The organism is Deltaproteobacteria bacterium (assembly GCA_020848905.1).
Lineage (GTDB): Bacteria > Myxococcota_A > Polyangia.
In genome coordinates this window covers 1-16,810 of the sequence record JADLHG010000059.1, presented here as the reverse complement: position 1 = coordinate 16,810, position 16,810 = coordinate 1, and the positions used below count along the sequence as shown (strand labels likewise).

Here is a 16,810-nt window from a genome sequence, read left to right as displayed (position 1 = left end):
GTTCTGGCGGAAGGAGCGGTGGTGCATGGGTGAGACGGCCCTAGCAGCTCTGTACGAGCAGGCGCGAGCGGCGGCGGCAGCCGGCGACGACACGCCCGGCGCGATCGCGAAGTACCGTGAGGTGCTGGCCCACTGGCCGGTGGATGTCGAACCCGACGCGCTGGCGCAGGTCTTCTTCGAGCTCGGTGTGCTCTACGCGCAGGCGGAAAGTTTCCCCGAGAGCTCGGCTTGCATGAACCAGGCGGTCAGGCTCGACCCGCTCCACCGCAAGGCGCACCAGGTGCTGCAGAGTCTGCGCGAGGCGCTGGACCCGCCCCCGCGGTACGCGGAGCTCGAGCGCTACCTCCTCGAGCTCTTCGGCGCGGACCCGGGCGCGCGCGGGTACGTGACCGTGCACCTCCCGCGTTTCGCGGCGACGCTGCGGCTGCTTTCCGAGGGGCGGCCTGACCAGCGGCTGCTCGAGCTCGGCGCGAACAAGTTCTTCTCCGCGCTCCTGCGCCGCTACGCGAAGTACAGCCTCTGCTACTCCGACTGGTGGCCCGATCCCGCGACGGAGCCCGAGAAGGACGTGACCATCCCGGCGGCCGGACCCGAAGGCTCGTTCTCGATGCACCTGCACAACTTCAACGTCGAGCGGGATCGCTTCCCGTTCGACGATGGCTCCTTCGACGTGGTCCTGGCCTGCGAGATCCTCGAGCACCTGCCGAACGACCCGATGTTCATGTTCGTGGAGGCCGGCCGCGTGCTCCGCCCCGGAGGCCGGCTGATCCTGACCACCCCCAACATCACGAGCTACCGGAGCCTCGACGCCGCCGTGAACGGCTTTCCCCCGTACGTCTACAACAAGTTCTCCAAGGCGGGCAGCCCACGGCACTGCAAGGAGTACGCGCCGCGAGAGCTTCGGTTGCTGCTCGAGCGCTCGGGCTTCGAGGTCGAGACGCTGCGCACGGAGAACGTCTGGATCGACGTGGAGGACGGCGTCGACTACTGGGGCCGGTATCGAAACGTGCGGGACTGGTTGAGGACCATCGGCGCCTCACTCGAGGATCGCGGCGAGGACATCTTCGCCGTCGGGGTGAAGCGCGGAACGTGCACGGATCGGTATCCCGTCGAACTCTACGACTAGTCAGCGGGCGTAGGTACCATGCGCATCGCCTTCTTCTCGCCGGTGAACCCCGTTCCGTCGGGGATCTCGGACTACAGCGAGTCGCTGCTCGAGGCGCTGGCGACTCGCGCAGAGGTGGACCTCTTTGTGGACGGCTACGCGCCGAGCGCGCCCTGGATCGCCGAACGCCTGCGCGTCGTGGACTGCCGGAAGGAGGACCCCGCACCTCGCCTCGACGGCTACGACGCTGTGCTCTATCAGATGGGCGGGACGCCGGGGCACCACCGCTACATCTACGAGCTGATGCTGCGCCGTCCGGGCGTGGTGGTCCTGCACGACCTGATGTACCAGGGCTTCTTCGGCGACCTCTACCTCAAGGAGGGCCGCCCCGAGGCCTACCGGCGCGAGATGGTCGAGGCCTACGGCCGTGAGGGCGAGGCGCTGGCCGAGGAGATCGTCGCCGGCAAGCAGGTCCCCTTCGAGACGCTGCGGCGCTTTCCCCTGAACCGCAAGATGATCCACGCCGCGCAGGGCGTCATCGTGCACTCGGCGAGCGCGCTGGCCGAGGTGCGCGCGGTCGAGCCCTCGCGCCGCTGCCGCCTGATTCCGCACCACGACTTTGGCTGGGCCCACTGGCCGGCGGACTTCGACCCGGAGCTCGCCCGCCGCGCCGCGCGCGAGCGCCTCGGTCTGCCGCAGGACGCGCCGATCTGCAGCTCCTTCGGGCTGATCGTGCCGACCAAGCGGGTGGAGGTGACCCTGCGGGCCTTCGCCCAGGTGCGCGAGGAGCTGCCCGGCGCCCGCTACTGCCTCGTCGGAGAGCCGAAGTATCAGGTGCTCGAGTACATCCGCTTCCTCGGGCTAGAGGACGCCGTGACCATCACCGGGCACGTTCCGATGGAGGTCTTCCTCGCGCACCTGCACGCGGCCGACGTCTGTCTGAACCTGCGCTACCCCTCGCAGGGCGAGACCTCGGGGGCGCTCCTGCGCATCCTGGCCCTCGGCAAGCCCACGATCGTGACCGACCACGGCTGGTTCGCGGAGCTCCCCGAAGCGGCCTGCGCCAAGGTAGCCGTCGACGAGTGCGAGGACGAGGTGGTGACGGGCTTTCTGCGAGAGCTCTTCGTCAACGCGCCGTATCGCGACCAGATGGGGAGAAACGCCCACGCCTACGTCCAAGGCCAGTGCGCGCTCGAGCGGGTGGCGGAGGAGTATCTCGCGTTCCTCGCCGAGTGCCAGCCGGGGAGGGGAGCATGACGGTCGACGTCGCGTGGGAGAACGCCCGGATCCGGGAGAAGGCCCGTAAGGCCGCGGCGCGTCCGCGGGCGGTAGATGTGGCGGTCGCGGCGCGCGCGAACCTCTTCGTGCAGCCCGGCGGGGACACGGAGCTGGCGATCGGTTTCCGGCGGGGCCTGCACGGGAGGGGCCTCGCCGTGGACTACCGCCAGCGGCTCGACGACAAGCTCGACTACCGGCTGGCCCACGTGCTGAACCCGGACGTCGCGCTGGCGATCCAGGCGGCGGCGAGCGGACGGCCCTACGTGATCACCCCGCTCTTCGAGGATTTCGCGCGCTTCGCCGTCCCCTCGGTGGTCACCGCGAGCCTCTTTCGCCGCCATCTCGAGGACGGAGACCTCGCCCGCCTCGAGGCGGAGCTCGCGTCGCTGCGCGAGAGCCCCATCTCCTGCGACCCGCCCGCGGATTTCGCCTTCGCCGTCGAGGAGGCGATGGCCGTGCTCCCGACCGGCGCTGTTGAAGCGGAGTCCCTCGCGCGCCACTACCCGCGGCTGGCCCGTCACGAGGTCCTCCGCCTGCCCTTCCACCGCCCCGACGAGGCCAGCACCCCCTCCGGGCGGCTTTTCGAAGAGGCCTTCGGCGTCAAGGACTTCGTGCTCTGCGTGGGGCGGCTCGAGACGCGCAAGAACCAGCTCATGCTGGCGCATGCCCTGCGCGACGACGAACGGCCGCTGGTCTTCGTGAACGGCGGATCGTCCCAGCCGCAGTACGAGGCGCTCTGCCGGCGCTACGAGCGGCGCGGGCCGACGGTCTTCACCGGCCGCCTGTCGGGCGAGCTCCTGGCCTCGGCCTTCTGCGCCGCGTCGGTTCACGCGCTGCCGAGCTGGTACGAGCTCCCCGGGCTCGTCTCGCTGCAGGCCGCGTGGGCCGGCTGCCCCGTGGTGGCCTCGGACTGGGGGACGCTGCGCGACTACCTGGGCGACGACGCGCATTACTGCGCCCCCGACAATCCGGCGTCGATTCGCGCGGCCGTGGACGCGGCGCGAGCGCAGGAGCGGAGCACGCGCGGGCGCGAGCGACTGGCGGAGCTCACCTGGGAGCGGGCCGCGGAGCAGCTACGACCCCTCTATCGCCGGGTGCTCGACCAGTGCGGCAGCAAGAGCGGCAGCCGCCGCCTCGCGGAGCGGGCCCGTCGAGCGACGAGGCGGGCGCAGCTCCTGCAAGCCAAGGCGGAGGCGGTGCTGACCGCGGAAACGGATCCGGCCCACGCCTTGCGCCTGACGGCCGCGCTGCTCGGGGAGCTCCCCGCCGACCCGATGGTGCACTACCTGCGCGGCGTGGCGGCGCTGGGCACGATGCAGCTCGAGCTGGCCCGCGAGCACCTCGCCGCGTGCGTCGAGCGCGCCCCGATCCTCGAGGGGAAGGCGTACCTCTACCTCTATCTGATCCTCACGGAGCTCGGAGACGTGGACGGCGCGCTCTCCATGCTGGATCGCGCGGAGCTCTTCTTCCCCTTCCGCGGGGCCGAGATCGACCGCCTGCTGGCCGACTACCGCGCGAAGGCGGCGCTTCGCCGACGCGGTGGCGCCGCTCCTCACCGGTAGACGAGCCGCCGCTCCTGGGCCGCCTTCATGAGCCCCTCGCGGTGGTCGGGGTGCGCGATGGCGATGAGCGCCTCGGCGCGCTCGCGGATGCTCAGGCCGTGGAGCGAGGCCACACCGTATTCGGTGACCACGTAGTGCACGTCTCCGCGGGTCGTGACCACGCCCGCCCCCTCGGCCAGGAGCGGCACGATGCGCGAGGCGTTCTTGGCCGAGGAGGGGAGCGCGATGATCGGTCGCCCGCCCTTTGAGCGCGCCGCCCCGCGGATGAAGTCCACCTGGCCGCCGAAGCCCGAGTAGAGCCGGGTGCCGATGCTGTCGGCGTTCACCTGCCCGGTGAGGTCCACGCTGATCGCCGAGTTGATGGCCACCATCTTGTGGTTCTGCGCGATGACGAACGGGTCGTTCGTGTAGTCCGAGGGGTGCATCTCGACCACGGGGTTGTTGTCCATGAAGTCGTAGAGCTTCTGGCTCCCCATGGCGAAGGAGCTGATGATCTTGCCCGCGTGCAGGGTCTTCTTCTCGTTGGTGATCACCCCGGCCTCGAAGAGCTCGATCACGCCGTCGGAGAACATCTCGGTGTGGATGCCGAGGTGCCGGTGGCTGCGTAGCGCCAGGAGCACCGCGTTCGGGATGGCGCCGATGCCGAGCTGCAGCGTCGCGCCGTCCTCGACCAGCCCGGCCACGAAGTCGGCGATCCGCCGGTGCACGTCGGTGAAGGGCTCGGCGGGGAGCTCGCGCACGGGGCGGTCCACCTCCACCACGTGCGTCAGCTTGCTCACGTGGATGAAGGCGTCGCCGAGCGTGCGGGGCATGCGCGCGTTCACCTCGCCCACGACCACCTTGGCCGCCTCGGCCGCGGGCTTGCAGATGTCCACCGACACGCCGAAGCTGCAGAAGCCGTGCTCGTCGGGGGGCGAGACCTGGATCAGCGCCACGTCGATGGGCAGCGGGCCGCCGCGAAAGAGCGCGGGGATCTCCGAGAGAAAGATCGGCGTGTAGTCGGCATGGCCGGCGTTGACCGCCTCGCGCACGCCGGGGCCGATGAAGAGGGCGTTCAGGCGCAGGCGGCTGACCAGCTCTGGCTTGACGTACGGCGCCTCGCCGAGCGCGAGGAGCTGCACGATCTCCACGTTGCTCAGGGTGGGAGCCACCTCGGCCAGCGCCGCCGAGAGGGCGAGCGGCTCGCCGCAGTTGGCGTTGAGGAAGACGCGGCTGCCCGGCTTGATGGCCAGCCGCAGGGCGGTCAGCGCGTCGGTCTTGCGGTCGTTGTAACGCTCGAGCCAGCTCATCGAACGATCTCTCCCGTGCGGGGCCGGCGGCTCAGGGTCGCGGCCAGGCCCGGATGAACGATCTCTCCGGCGGAAAGGAGCAGCGCCGTGCGCAGCTCGGGGTCCTCCTGGGCGCGCGTCGGGGCCTCGGCCAGGCGCGCGAGGTAGGGCGCCGCCGAGTGTCCCAGGGCGCGGCTCGCCGTGCGCGCGACGAGCGAGGGGAGGTTCGGCACGCAGCAGTGGATCACGCCGTGCTTGATGAAGGTCGGGTCCCGGGGCGTGGTCGGACGCGAGGTGGCCACGCACCCGCCGTCGGCGATCGAGACGTCGATGATCACCGACCACTGCCGCATGGTCTTGACCATCTCCTCGGTGACGATGATCGGCGAGCGCTCGCCGCCGACGAGCACCGAGCCGATCAGCACGTCGGCGAAGGCCACCGCGCGCGCGAGCTGCGCGGCCGTCTCGTAGACCAGTCGGATCGGCCCCAGCCGGTCGAAGGCCTGGTCCATCTCGGCGAGCCGTGCGGGAGTGTCCATCACCGTGACCTGCGCGCCGAGGCCGGCGAAGCCGCGTGCCGCGTTGAAGCCCACCTCGCCGGCGCCGAGGATCACCACCTCGCCGGGCGGTATCCCCGGGATGCCCGAGAGGAGCACCCCGCGACCCTGCGGGCTCTGCAAGAGGCTCGCCGCGAGCTGCGGCAGCATGCGTCCGGCGATCACGCTCATCGGCCGCAGGACGGGACGAGAGCCGTCGATGGCCTGCAGCAGCTCGTAGCCGAAGACGGTGATCCGCGCGTCGCGAAGCTGCTGCACGTAGGCGCTCCCCGCGGTGAAGAGGTGCGCGAAGCAGCAGAGGATCTGCCCGGGCTGCATGTGCGCGAGCGCCTGGGCGTCGGGGGCACGCACGCGGCAGATCATCGCGGCCCGGAGGTGCAGCTCCTCCGCCGAGTAGGCGATGGAGGCTCCGGCCTTCAGGTACTCCTCGTCGGAAAAGCCCGCACCGAGCCCCGCGCCGGTTTGCACGTACACCCGGTGGCCGCGCCCGACGAGCACGCCCACGGTCCCCGTTCCGAGCCCGACTCGCAGCTCGAGATCGCCATCTTCCTTCGGGATGCCGATGTCCACGCCCCAGACTCCTTTCGCTCGATGACCCGAACGAGACGTCGGGCACGCGCCCTGCCGTGCGGTCGGCGCGGCGGGGGGTGCGTCCGTCGATGCGCCCCGAGGGTCCTACACGTACCCTTGCGGCACCAGCGGAAAGTAGAGCCGGTTGAAGGCGAGCTTGCCGTAGTGGAAGAGGCGATTCGGCCGCGGGGCGCTCGGGGGCTTCGTGTAGCTGAAGCGCAGCAGGGTGGCCTTGTGTTGCCCCACCTCGATGAAGCAGAGCGTGTCTCCGCCGAAGGCCTGGTGCTTGCCGGTCGGCTCGCGCTCCTCGAGCGCCGCGCTGACCCTCTCGGCCACCACGGGCGCCTGGGCGTGCGCCACGGAGCCCGCCTTGGAGACGGGCAGGTTCGTGGCGTCTCCGAGGGCCCAGATCCTCTCGGTGGCTTCGACCTCGAGCGTGGTGCGCGCGGTCTTGAGCCAGCCGCCCCGGTCGGCGAGCCCCGACCGCTCGGCGAGGAGCGACCCTTTGTGCGGCGGCACGAGGATTGCGAGGTCGTAGCGCACCTCTTCCCCCTCGTACGAGACGAGCACGCGCTCGTCGTGATTCACGCTGTCCAGGTTGAAGAGGTCGTGCACGATCACGCCGCGGTCGCGCACCAGCTCCTCGAGCATGGGGGTCACCGCCTCCAGGTGGAAGATGTGCGGCATGGGGGTCACGTAGTGCAGCTCGGTCTTGCCGCGAAGGCCGCGGCGGCGGAGGTAGTCGTCCACCAGGAAGAGCGCCTCGAGCGGGGCGACCGGACACTTGAAGGGCACGCCCCCGACGCCCACCACGAGCGTCCCGCCGTGGAAGGCCTGCAGCCGCTCCCAGAGCCGCGTCGCAGCGTCGGCGCTGTAGAAGTGATCCACGCCTTGGTCGAAGCCCGGGATCTCGTCGGTCGAGAGCCGGGCCCCCGCGGCCAGCACCAGCGCGTCGTAGGCGAGCGTCTCGCCGCTCGCCAGCGCGACGGTTCGCGCGTCGGGGTCGATGCGCTCGGCGCCGTCGACCAATAGCCGCACGTCGCTCCGCAGGAGCTGCCGCTCGGGGCGACTCAGGGCCTGCGCCTGCAGCTGCCCGAGCATCAGGTAGAGGAACCCCGGCTGATACACGTGACGGCCGCTCGGGTCGACGAGCGTGACCTGCGCCGACCCGTTCAGCTTCCTGGACAAGAGATTCGCGGCGAGAGTGCCGCCCGTCCCGCCCCCCCCCACCACCCCGTTCTTCGGCTGTGAGCCCATTGGGGGATCTCCTTGGCTGCGCGCAGCGCGGTCCCCCCTCGCGCGTGCAGCCGACGCGGAGACGGGGAAGCAGTTTCCGTTCGCGCAGGTTTCTATCGGGTCTTGCGGACCACGATCTCGGCGTAGTCGCCGTGGGAAACCGTCTCGAGGAACTCGTGCCCCGCCTTGGCGGCCCACTTCGGGATGTCCACCGCCGAGCCCGAGTCGGAGGAAAGAATCGCGAAGACCTCTCCCACCTGCCCCTGCTTGACGTGGCGAATGAGCTCCATCAGCGGCCCCGGGCAGTAGGTTCCGCGCATGTCCAGAGTCTCGGTGACGTGGTAGTTCGGCATGGCCTATCTCCTCCGCGTCGGGTTTGAGCCGGCCGAGGGCCGACGGGGTTCGGAGAATCGACGCGTCACTTCTTCGTTTCGGGAGCCCGAATGGTCAGCACGGGGCAGGGCGCCATGCGCACCACCTTTTCCGCCACGCTACCCACGAAGAAGTGCGAGAGGCCCGTTCGGCCGTGCGTCCCCATCACGATGAGGTCGTGCTTGTCGAGCGCGGCGAGCTCCGTCACGCGCTTCGCCGCGTCCCCCGTCTCGATGCGGCCCTGGACGGGGACCCCCTCCGCGTCGAGCTCCGCGAGCACCTTCTCGAGCTGCTGGTTCGCCGCCGCGCCCGCCAGCTCGCGGATCGTCTGGCGGCTGCCGCCCGGCCCCTGCACGATGACCTCCGGAACCAGATAGGGGGGCACCTCGATCACGTGGAGCACCTCGAGGCTCGCGCCGAAGCGCTTGGCCAGCTCGGCGGCGTAGTGCAGCGCGGCTTCCGAGCAGTCCGAGAAGTCCACCGGGACCAGCAGCTTCTTCATCTGAGGCATCGACGTCCTCCTTGCTGCCTTCGTAATTAGCAAGAGCCGTTCCAGCCAGAACGCCCCAGCCACACCCATCGAGACCCGAAATGCCGGGGTTTCGCGCGGGTCCGTCGAGGCTGCCGCGGCGCTCGCGGGTCATTCGGACCCTCTCGATCCGGTTGGCGCGCGGTAGCCGGTGTCAGCTTGGCCCGTGAGGCCTGGGCCGCAGCCCGAGCACGCGCCCTCGCGGGACCGCTGCCGGTGCGGCGGTCCCGGCGAGGGACTACGAGCCGAGGGGCTACGAGATGAAGAGGAGCTGGGCGCCTTCGCTCAGCTCGAGGAAGGAGGCCACCCCCTGCACGTCGTCCACGACGGCGTCCATGTCGGCCTGCGTGAGCCGGAAGAGGTCCATCGTCATGCCGCAGGCGTGCACCTTCACCTCGCCGATTTCCTTGGCCTGCCGGATCACCTGGTGCCAGTGCGGCACCTTTCCCGAGGCGGCGAGGTCCAGGATCATCCCCGCCATGGGGGCCATCTCGGTGCTGAACTGCTGGTTCGTCTCGGGCGCCCCCTTCCGGAACGCGCCGATGCCGCCGAAGGTGAGGAAGACGTGCACCTCCTTCTGCATCGCCGCCGCCCCCGCCACGATGGTGGACATGGCCATCAGCTTGTCCACCGCACCGGAGTACTGAATGACGCATAGCTTGTCAGTCATCTGAGCTCTCTCCATTTCCGTGGGCTCGGTCGCCGGGAACGCGAATGCCGTATTCCTCGAGGCGGCGATAGAGCGTCTTCTTGCCGATGCCCAGCATCTGGGCCGCCTTCGATTTGTTCCCGCCGGCCAGCTCGAGGGTTCGCAGGATGTACGTTTTTTCGACGTCCCCGAGACGAACGCCCATCGGCATGGTGAGCAGGTCGGGGCCCCGGTTGGCCACGATCCCCTCCGGGAGCTGCTCGGCCGAGATCTCCGCGCCCGTCGAGCTCACCACGAGGCTCTCGATCACGTTGCGCAGCTCGCGCACGTTGCCCGGCCAGCGGTAGCTGCGCAGGCGGTGCAGAGCCGCGCGGCTGAGCCCCTCCACCTTCTTGCCGTGCTCCTTGCGAAACTGGGCCAGGAAGAACTGCAGCAGCAGCGGAATGTCCTCGAGCCGCTGCCGGAGCGGCGGCAGCTCGATGGTCACGACCTTGAGCCGGTAGTAGAGCTCCTCGCGGAAGGTCCCCTCGGCGACGGCGCGCTCCAGGTTCCGGTTGGTGGCGGTGATCAGGCGGACGTCCACCGGGATCTGCGTCTGGCCGCCGACCCGCTCGATCTCGCGCTCCTGGATCGCGCGCAGCAGCTTGAGCTGGGTGCCGATGGAGAGATCGCCGATCTCGTCGAGAAAGAGCGTGCCGCCGTGCGCCAGCTCGAAGCGTCCGCGCCGGGTGCGGATGGCCCCGGTGAAGGCCCCGCGCTCGTGTCCGAAGAGCTCGCTCTCGATCAGGCTCTCGGGCAGCGCCACGCAGTTGACCTTCACGAGCGGCCCGCTGGCTCGCCCGCTGAGCTGATGAATCGCCGAGGCCAGAAGCTCCTTGCCCGTCCCCGATTCGCCGAGGAGCAGCACGCTCGCGTTGGTCGGCGCCACCTGCTCGACGCGCTCCAGCACGGCGCGCATGGCGGGCGACTGGCCGATGATCCCCGTGACGGAGAAACGCTCCTCGAGCTCGTGCTTGAGCGCGCGGTTCTCCTTCACCAGGTTCTGGCGACCGTGAGCCCGCTGCACGAGCAGCTCGAGGCGGTCCAGGTTGATGGGCTTGGTCAGGTAGTCGAAGGCCCCGCGCCGCATCGCGTCCACCGCCATCTCGATGGTGCCGAAGGCGGTGACCAGGATGACGGCCGTGTCCGGGTAGTGCTGCTGGATGTGATTGAGCAGGTCGATGCCGCTCACGCGCCCCATCATCACGTCCGTGACCACCACGTCCACCGGCGAGAGCTTGAGCCGCGCGATGGCCTCCTCCCCGCTCCCGGCGGCGATCACCTCGAGCCCGGCGTCGCTGAGCGCGGCGGTGAGGCTGTCCAGGGTGCTGCGGTCGTCCTCGACGAGCAGCACCGTGGGCGCGTGGTGGGTCCAGCGCAGAGGCGCCCGTTCTGCGGGCGTGGGCGCCTCGGCACGATAGGCGGTGGCTTCATGGGATGTGACGAGCACGGCTTTCGCTCCACGGGGCTTAGGGCCAGGCACGGAATAACCAGCTCATTGTGGCGGCCGATCCATCGCGACCAGCGTCGTTGCTCGTCGGTTACTTACCGACGGGTAGGCGCCCTCCTCGCGCCTCGCTGGCCGCGCGCCTCGACCACCACAACTCGATCCGCCTATTCCGCGCCGGGCCCTTCGGTTGCGCCGCTGGTCTTCCCGTTGTGGCCTCGGCGGATCGATCCCTGCGGTGCGAAAGAGCAAGCCACATGCCAGCCGGCCGCGCGATGTGGGCGCTGGACGGTCGTCGTGATTCAGGGTGTTTGACTGCGGCGCGCCGTCGCGTCACGGGTCCGGATGACCCGCGGCGCATCCGGAGCGGCGGTGGGCAAGGTCAAAGGGAGCCGCCGCGTCGAGCGTGCGACGAGGCTCCGGGTCCTGCTGACCCGAAGCGCGCGACGAGGAGGGGACTACTCCTCCGGCTCGACCTGGATGCCGTACTCGTGCAGGCGCCGGTAGAGCGTCTTCTTGCCGATGCCGAGCACCTGGGCCGCCTTCGACTTGTTCCCCTGCAGCAGCTCGAGCGTCTTCAGGATATACGCCTTCTCGACGTCCTCGATCGGCAGCCCCATGGGCAGGGTCACGATCGGCGCCTGGCGTTCGGGGGCCAGCGACTCCGGCAGATCGTGCAGGCCGATCTCCTGCCCGCGCGAGGTGACGACCAGGCTCTCCACCACGTTGCGTAGCTCGCGCACGTTGCCGGGCCAGTTATAGGCCATGAGGTGCTTGCGCGCGGAGTCGGTGAAGCGCTCGACGGGCTTGCCGTGCTCCTTGGCGAAGCCGGAGAGGAAGTGATCGAGCAGGATGGGGATGTCGTCGGGGCGCGCGCGCAGCGGCGGAATCTCGATCGTCACCACGCGCAGCCGGTAGTAGAGCTCCTCGCGGAAGGCCTTCTCGGCCATCGCCTTCTCCAGGTCGCGGTTGGTGGCGGTGATGAGCCGCACGTCCACCGTGATCGTCCCCTGGCCGCCGAGGCGCTCGATCTCCCGCTCCTGGATCGCGCGCAGGAGCTTCATCTGAATCGCCACGCTCAGGTCGCCGATCTCGTCGAGAAAGAGCGTTCCGCCGTTGGCCAGCTCGAAGCGGCCGCGTCGCATCCGATCCGCACCCGTGAAGGCGCCGCGCTCGTGCCCGAAGAGCTCGCTCTCGATCAGGCTCTCCGGTAGCGCCACGCAGTTGACCTTCACGAGCGGCCCGTTCGCGCGCCGGCTGTGGTGGTGGATCGCCGTGGCCACGAGCTCCTTGCCCGTCCCCGACTCGCCGAGGATGAGCACGTTGGCGTTCGTCGGCGCGACCTGCTCGATCTGCTCGAAGACGCGGCGCATGCCGGCCGACTGGCCGATGATCCCCGAGACCGAGAAGCGCTTCTTCAGCTCGCTGCGCAGCTCGCGGTTCTCGCGCAGCAGGCTCTGGCGCCGGATCGCGCGCTGCACGAGGAGCTCGAGCCGGTCCAGGTTCACGGGCTTGGTCAGGTAGTCGTAGGCCCCGCGGCGCATGGCGTCCACGGCCGTCTCGATGGAGCCGAAGCCGGTAAGCAGGATCACCGCCGTGTCCGGGTGATCTTCCTGGACGTGCGTGAGCAGCTCCACGCCGCTCATCTTGCCCATCATCACGTCGGAGATCACGACGTCCACCGGAGCGAGCCGCAGGCGGGTGAGGGCCTCCTCCGCGCTCGCCGCCGACAGCACCTCGAAGCCGCTGTCCTTGAGCGCGGCGCTCAGACCGGTGCGGCTGCTCTCGTCATCTTCCACAAGTAGTACGACGGGCATCATTCCCTCGGCTCTATCGGCAGTAGCACTTCGAAGATCGCCCCCTGACCCGGCGGCGACGTCACGGAGAGCTGGCCCCCCATCTCGCGCACCAGGCGCTCGCAGATGGGCAGACCGAGCCCGGTACCCTTCTCCTTGGTGGTCACGAAGGGCCGAAAGATGCGCTCGAGGTCGGCCTCGGGGATCCCGGGGCCCGTATCGCGGATCGCGATGCGCACCATCTGCTGGTCCGTGGCGGTGCTGACGAAGGCCTCGCCACCGCCCGGCATGGCCTGCACGGCGTTGAGCAGGATGTTGAGCAGCACCTGCCGCAGGTGGTCCTGGTCGAGGACGAGCTCCGGCATGGTCTCCGCGAGCGTCGGGTGCATCGCGACGTGCCGTCGTCGCGCCTGCGGCTCGATGAACCGGATCGCCTCGAGCACCACGGCGTTCAGGTTCACCGGGCCGCGCGTCCGGGCCGAGGGGCGGCGCAGCGTGCGCAGGTAGTCCTCGAGCAGGCCGTTGATGCGCTCGATCTCGCCCTGCAGCGTAGTGAGCAGACTCATCGCGCGATCGAGCTCGGACGTTCCGCCGCGGCGGAGCAGCCGGTGGATCATCTGCACGTTGATCGACATAGCGTTGAGCGGCGTGCGGATCTCGTGGGCGGCGATGGCCGCCATCTCCCCCGCCACGGCCACGCGCTCGAGCTCGGTGAACTGCGCCTGCATCGTGCGGTAGCGCTCCTCGGTCTCCCGGAGGACCTCCTCGGCGCGCTGTTGCTCGCTCACGTCCCACATGATGCCGGTGAACATCCGGTGCCCCTGCACGTGGACCTCTCCCACGGCCAGGTCCACGGGAAAGATCGTGCCGTCACGCCGCCGGCCTTCCACGTGTCGTCCCTTGCCGATCACGCGCGCTTCCCCCGAGGTGAGGTACCGTTGCAGGTAGATGTCGTGGTGTGCGCGATCCGGGTCGTGCATGAGGAGCGAGACGTTCTGGCCCAGCACCTCCGCCTCGGCGTAGCCGAACATGCGCTCGGCCGCGAGATTGAACGAATGAAGGCGTCCGTGCTCGTCGATGGTGCAGATCGCGCACGCGGCCGTGTCGAGCACCGCCTGCAGGCGGGCCGTGCTCTCGCTGAGCGCCTCGCGGGTGCGGCGACACTCCTCCTGTGCGGCGCGCAGCGTCGCGACCTCGGCGCGCAGGGCCGCGAGCTCGGCCGCGGCGGTGGCGTGTTCGTCCCTCGCGTGGCTCATAGGGTCAACCTGACCCCGGTTTGTAGCACATCCTGGCACGCGTGTTGCGGGGTTTGCGGGCCCTTGGGCTGACGGGGGCCGTAGGGGCGTGCGGGCTTGGGGCAGGGGTCGAGCGGGCTTAGGGCCCTACGCGGCGCCGCCTTCGGAGCGGTCGAGATCGCGGCGCCGTTCGAGGTGGCGCTGCAGCTCGCGGCGGGCCGCTTCGAACGCGCCTCGCACCGCGACGGTGAGCTCCTCGTGGCTGTGGTCGGCGTCCGGCGCGCGTGCCGCGACGAGCTGGTCCCCCGGGACGGTGAGCTGCACTTTCACCTGGAAGAGCCGGCCGTGGCGATGGTGGCGATGCGGTTGATCGACCACCACGCGGCAGTCGGTGATGCGGTCGTAGAGTCGCATGAGCTTGCCGGCCTCCTCGTGGATCAGCTCTTCGACGTGGGGGGTGGCCTGGATGCCTCGAAAGGTGATCTGGACGGGACTGGTCATGAGGACTTCTCCTCCGGTTGAGCGAAACCGTGCACGGTGAGCACGGGACAGGGTGCTCTTCGAACGACGTTCTGGGCCACGCTGCCGAGCAACAGGCGCGAGAGGCCGTGCCGCCCGTGGGTGCCCATGACGATCAGATCGCTGCTCGCGCGTCGCGCGACCTCCACGATGCGCGTGGCGGGGTGACCGACCTCCACCATTACCTGTACGCGGCCGCGGAGCTCCGCGCCGAGCTCGGCCACGAGCTCCGTCATCTGCCGGTCGGCGTGCGCGGTGGCGAACTCGGCCAGCGTCTGGGGAGGGCCCTCGGGCGGTGCGAGCACCACCTCGGGCACCAGCAGGTGCGGAGGCTCCCAGACGTGGAGCAGCACGATGCCGGCCTCGAAGCGACGTGCGAGGAAGGCCGCGTAGGTCACGGCGGCCGACGAGGCGTCCGAGAAGTCGACGGGCACTAGGATGCGGTGAAGGGCGGGCATGTGCCGATGCGGTGCACCTCGATGGTGGGGGGTGAAGCAAGGGCCATTCCAGCGGGCGGCACCCGGAAGCTGAACACAACCGTGCGGCAGAGGGGCCAGGACCGGCCTGCGAACTTCCCTCGGAGCCACGCCGACTCGGCAGGGCCTGCGTCGCGAGAAGGTGACGACACGATCTGACCCTGTGCTCCCACCGCTCACGGGAGGGCTCGGGCCACTCTGACCCGAGGAGCCGGGCGCCGACGCAGTCTCCGGAGCGTCGAGGGTGCACGCGGCCCGTCGGTGTGACGCCGGCGGCCGGTTCTGGCCTGCACCGTGCATCCGCATCGCGGCCGAACGACGTGAGGAGGGAGCCATGTGGAGACGCCAAATAGAGGAGCGTAGTCCCCTAGCCGTACTCGAGCAGATGCGCCAGCAAATGGATCGCATCTTCGAGGGCCTCGCCTGGGGTGAGCCGTGGGCGGGGATGTCCCGCCTGATGCCGGGCCTCGAGGGGAGCTGGCCTCGGGCGAACGTCTACGACACGGGGACGCAGCTCGCCGTCTGGGCCGAGGTTCCCGGCCTGGCCGAAAAAGAGCTGAAGTTGACCCTCAACCAGCAGGGGCTCACGATCTCGGGCTCGCGCAAGACCGAGGTTCCAAAGGGCTACTCGGTGCATCGGCAGGAGCGACCGGAGCTCACCTTCTCGAGGAGCTTCGCGCTGCCGTGCCCCGTGAACCCCGAGCAGGTGTCCGCGGTGATCAAGGACGGCATGCTGACGGTGACCCTCACGAAGGCCCCCGAGGCGCAGCCCCGTCAGATCCCGGTCAAGGTCCAGTAACCCCTTCGGCGCGAGAGGAGATGACGATGGAAAAAGGGATGATCAAGCAGGGGAACGTGACGCCGGAGCGCATGGAAGACCGCCTCACCCAGCCCCCGCGTGTGGACATTTTCGAGAACAACAACGAGTTCCTGTTCCTCATCGACATGCCCGGCGTCGAGCAGACCCGCGTGCGTGTCCAGCTGGACAAGGAAGAGCTGACGATTCACGGGGACCGCAGCGTTGCGCCGGTCGGGCGCTGCCTGGACCGCGAGCTCGGCGGGTATGACTACCAGCGGACCTTTCTCATTCCGCCCGGCACCGACGGAAACCGCATCAGCGCCAAGCTGGTGAACGGCGTGCTGTCCTTGACGCTGCCCAAGACCGAGGCGGTGCGGACCCGGCAGATCGACGTGAAGGCCGGCTGACGATCGCGCCCGCCGCGCGTGCGCCCCAGGGCGCGGGGGAATGCTTCTTGCTTCGGTTTTCTCTCGGGCCTCCGACGGAGGAAAGGCCATGAGAAGAGAACCGTTCACCGATGCCAGCGCTTCGTCCTTGCGGGTCATGGCTCGCCGCATCTTTTGCGGGGATGGCCACCAGGAGACGAGCTACAGCGTCTTTTGTCCCAGAAGGCAGGGGATCATCGCCGTGGAGGATTGTGCCGAGTGCTCGGCCTTTCTCGGGCGGCTGCACCTGACGGCGGCCGAAGGGGGCGAGCTTTTGGTCTGCGCGGGTGCGCCCGAGGTGGAGGGCGAGGAGGTGCTGCACCGCCCCCGGCGAAAGGAGCACGCCGGCGCGGGCGACAAGACGCCCATCTCGCAGATCATGTCGCGCGACGTGTTGTGCGTGCGAAAGGATCTGAGCGTGGAGGCGCTCACGGCGCTGTTTCTGGAGCGCAGCATCAGCGGCGCTCCCGTGGTGGACGAGCGGGGTCGCCCGATCGGCGTGGTGTCGAAGACCGACATCCTGCGCGAGCAGTTCGTGGCGGGCGAGACGGCGGTCGAGCGCACGGGTGGTCCCGTGCGGGTGCGGCGCGAGGGGGGCGTCGTGCAGAACCTCGGTAGCGGCTATCACGAGGAGCAGCTCGCGGGGGCCACGGTGTCCGACGTGATGACCCCCTCGGTCTACGCGCTCCACGCGCGGACCTCGGTGGCCCAGGCCTCCGCCCTCATGGCCTTCGAGGGCATCCACCGCATCGCGGTCATCGACGAGGGCGGCGTGGTCGTGGGGCTGCTCAGCACGCTGGACGTGCTCCGATGGCTGGCGGAGCAGGAGGGGTATCTGCTGCCGCCGCGTCACCTCGCCGCCGTGTAAGGGCTTGCGATCCATCCCGGCAGGCGGTGTCGCTCCTGCGCTCCGGTGCTCACAGCGCGAAAAGGCTGCTCCGCTCCGGT

Annotated in this window: 17 protein-coding genes; 6 read left to right on the top strand and 11 right to left on the bottom strand. The window is 69.6% G+C overall.

The features are described from left to right. Window positions 1-25: 25 nt before the first annotated feature. The 3 genes from IT371_25735 to IT371_25725 are packed head-to-tail and all read left to right on the top strand — an operon-like array spanning window position 26 to window position 3,945. Window positions 26-1,126: a methyltransferase domain-containing protein gene (locus IT371_25735; protein ID MCC6751081.1), complete on the top strand. Its 1,101-nt coding sequence runs from the start codon at window positions 26-28 to the stop codon at window positions 1,124-1,126. A gap of 18 nt (window positions 1,127-1,144) precedes the next feature. Beyond that, complete coding sequence (locus IT371_25730) at window positions 1,145-2,362, top strand: glycosyltransferase family 4 protein (protein MCC6751080.1); 1,218 nt, start codon at window positions 1,145-1,147, stop codon at window positions 2,360-2,362. Then, the gene (locus IT371_25725) at window positions 2,359-3,945 is read left to right on the top strand and encodes a glycosyltransferase (GenBank protein MCC6751079.1); all 1,587 of its coding nucleotides are present in this window, start codon (window positions 2,359-2,361) and stop codon (window positions 3,943-3,945) included. Before IT371_25730 ends, IT371_25725 begins: the two co-directional genes overlap by 4 nt. On the opposite strand, the gene IT371_25720 is transcribed toward IT371_25725, so the two are convergent. The 11 genes from IT371_25720 to IT371_25670 form a co-directional block, all read right to left on the bottom strand. Next, on the bottom strand, window positions 3,936-5,234 hold the full coding sequence (locus IT371_25720) for an acetyl-CoA hydrolase/transferase family protein (GenBank protein ID MCC6751078.1): 1,299 nt from the start codon (window positions 5,232-5,234) through the stop codon (window positions 3,936-3,938). The two genes, IT371_25725 and IT371_25720, sit on opposite strands and share 10 nt — an antisense overlap. Then, complete coding sequence (locus tag IT371_25715) at window positions 5,231-6,340, bottom strand: alanine dehydrogenase (GenBank protein ID MCC6751077.1); 1,110 nt, start codon at window positions 6,338-6,340, stop codon at window positions 5,231-5,233. The genes IT371_25720 and IT371_25715 overlap by 4 nt, the downstream gene beginning before the upstream one ends. Window positions 6,341-6,445: 105 nt before the next feature. Next, window positions 6,446-7,597 (bottom strand): NAD(P)/FAD-dependent oxidoreductase, encoded by a 1,152-nt coding sequence (locus tag IT371_25710; GenBank protein MCC6751076.1) that lies wholly within the window; start codon window positions 7,595-7,597, stop codon window positions 6,446-6,448. Window positions 7,598-7,689: 92 nt separating this feature from the next. Next, window positions 7,690-7,929: a sulfurtransferase TusA family protein gene (locus IT371_25705; protein MCC6751075.1), complete on the bottom strand. Its 240-nt coding sequence runs from the start codon at window positions 7,927-7,929 to the stop codon at window positions 7,690-7,692. A 65-nt stretch (window positions 7,930-7,994) separates the two neighbouring features. Beyond that, window positions 7,995-8,459: a universal stress protein gene (locus IT371_25700; GenBank protein ID MCC6751074.1), complete on the bottom strand. Its 465-nt coding sequence runs from the start codon at window positions 8,457-8,459 to the stop codon at window positions 7,995-7,997. Window positions 8,460-8,730: 271 nt separating this feature from the next. After that, window positions 8,731-9,147 carry a DsrE/DsrF/DrsH-like family protein gene (locus IT371_25695; GenBank protein MCC6751073.1) on the bottom strand — a complete coding sequence of 139 codons (417 nt, stop codon included), beginning with the start codon at window positions 9,145-9,147 and terminating at the stop codon, window positions 8,731-8,733. Next, window positions 9,140-10,519 carry a sigma-54-dependent Fis family transcriptional regulator gene (locus IT371_25690; protein ID MCC6751072.1) on the bottom strand — a complete coding sequence of 460 codons (1,380 nt, stop codon included), beginning with the start codon at window positions 10,517-10,519 and terminating at the stop codon, window positions 9,140-9,142. The genes IT371_25695 and IT371_25690 overlap by 8 nt, the downstream gene beginning before the upstream one ends. A gap of 551 nt (window positions 10,520-11,070) precedes the next feature. Continuing rightward, window positions 11,071-12,432, bottom strand: coding sequence for a sigma-54-dependent Fis family transcriptional regulator (locus tag IT371_25685; GenBank protein ID MCC6751071.1), 1,362 nt, complete (start codon window positions 12,430-12,432; stop codon window positions 11,071-11,073). Then, on the bottom strand, window positions 12,429-13,664 hold the full coding sequence (locus IT371_25680) for a PAS domain S-box protein (protein ID MCC6751070.1): 1,236 nt from the start codon (window positions 13,662-13,664) through the stop codon (window positions 12,429-12,431). Before IT371_25680 ends, IT371_25685 begins: the two co-directional genes overlap by 4 nt. Before the next feature lie 126 nt (window positions 13,665-13,790). Beyond that, complete coding sequence (locus IT371_25675) at window positions 13,791-14,144, bottom strand: ribosome-associated translation inhibitor RaiA (GenBank protein MCC6751069.1); 354 nt, start codon at window positions 14,142-14,144, stop codon at window positions 13,791-13,793. Continuing rightward, window positions 14,141-14,620, bottom strand: coding sequence for a universal stress protein (locus IT371_25670; protein ID MCC6751068.1), 480 nt, complete (start codon window positions 14,618-14,620; stop codon window positions 14,141-14,143). The genes IT371_25675 and IT371_25670 overlap by 4 nt, the downstream gene beginning before the upstream one ends. 352 nt (window positions 14,621-14,972) lie before the next feature. Here IT371_25670 and IT371_25665 point away from each other — a divergent pair, with 352 nt between their 5' ends. The 3 genes from IT371_25665 to IT371_25655 all read left to right on the top strand — a co-directional run bounded on the left by IT371_25665 (window position 14,973) and on the right by IT371_25655 (window position 16,730). After that, the gene (locus tag IT371_25665; protein MCC6751067.1) at window positions 14,973-15,437 is read left to right on the top strand and encodes an Hsp20/alpha crystallin family protein; all 465 of its coding nucleotides are present in this window, start codon (window positions 14,973-14,975) and stop codon (window positions 15,435-15,437) included. Window positions 15,438-15,463: 26 nt separating this feature from the next. Then, window positions 15,464-15,844: an Hsp20/alpha crystallin family protein gene (locus IT371_25660; protein MCC6751066.1), complete on the top strand. Its 381-nt coding sequence runs from the start codon at window positions 15,464-15,466 to the stop codon at window positions 15,842-15,844. 88 nt (window positions 15,845-15,932) lie between these two features. Continuing rightward, window positions 15,933-16,730, top strand: a complete 798-nt coding sequence (locus tag IT371_25655) for a CBS domain-containing protein (GenBank protein MCC6751065.1) — start codon at window positions 15,933-15,935, stop codon at window positions 16,728-16,730. Window positions 16,731-16,810 lie beyond the last annotated feature (80 nt).

What these genes read in the sequence shown, in the direction of transcription:
- IT371_25735 (MCC6751081.1), top strand. Translation starts at nt 26, where the DNA reads ATGGGTGAGACGGCCCTAGCAGCTCTGTACGAGCAGGCGCGAGCGGCG.
- IT371_25730 (MCC6751080.1), top strand. Translation starts at nt 1,145, where the DNA reads ATGCGCATCGCCTTCTTCTCGCCGGTGAACCCCGTTCCGTCGGGGATC.
- IT371_25725 (MCC6751079.1), top strand. Translation starts at nt 2,359, where the DNA reads ATGACGGTCGACGTCGCGTGGGAGAACGCCCGGATCCGGGAGAAGGCC.
- IT371_25720 (MCC6751078.1), bottom strand. Translation starts at nt 5,234, where the DNA reads ATGAGCTGGCTCGAGCGTTACAACGACCGCAAGACCGACGCGCTGACC.
- IT371_25710 (MCC6751076.1), bottom strand. Translation starts at nt 7,597, where the DNA reads ATGGGCTCACAGCCGAAGAACGGGGTGGTGGGGGGGGGCGGGACGGGC.
- IT371_25705 (MCC6751075.1), bottom strand. Translation starts at nt 7,929, where the DNA reads ATGCCGAACTACCACGTCACCGAGACTCTGGACATGCGCGGAACCTAC.
- IT371_25700 (MCC6751074.1), bottom strand. Translation starts at nt 8,459, where the DNA reads ATGCCTCAGATGAAGAAGCTGCTGGTCCCGGTGGACTTCTCGGACTGC.
- IT371_25695 (MCC6751073.1), bottom strand. Translation starts at nt 9,147, where the DNA reads ATGACTGACAAGCTATGCGTCATTCAGTACTCCGGTGCGGTGGACAAG.
- IT371_25685 (MCC6751071.1), bottom strand. Translation starts at nt 12,432, where the DNA reads ATGATGCCCGTCGTACTACTTGTGGAAGATGACGAGAGCAGCCGCACC.
- IT371_25680 (MCC6751070.1), bottom strand. Translation starts at nt 13,664, where the DNA reads ATGAGCCACGCGAGGGACGAACACGCCACCGCCGCGGCCGAGCTCGCG.
- IT371_25675 (MCC6751069.1), bottom strand. Translation starts at nt 14,144, where the DNA reads ATGACCAGTCCCGTCCAGATCACCTTTCGAGGCATCCAGGCCACCCCC.
- IT371_25670 (MCC6751068.1), bottom strand. Translation starts at nt 14,620, where the DNA reads ATGCCCGCCCTTCACCGCATCCTAGTGCCCGTCGACTTCTCGGACGCC.
- IT371_25665 (MCC6751067.1), top strand. Translation starts at nt 14,973, where the DNA reads ATGTGGAGACGCCAAATAGAGGAGCGTAGTCCCCTAGCCGTACTCGAG.
- IT371_25660 (MCC6751066.1), top strand. Translation starts at nt 15,464, where the DNA reads ATGGAAAAAGGGATGATCAAGCAGGGGAACGTGACGCCGGAGCGCATG.
- IT371_25655 (MCC6751065.1), top strand. Translation starts at nt 15,933, where the DNA reads ATGAGAAGAGAACCGTTCACCGATGCCAGCGCTTCGTCCTTGCGGGTC.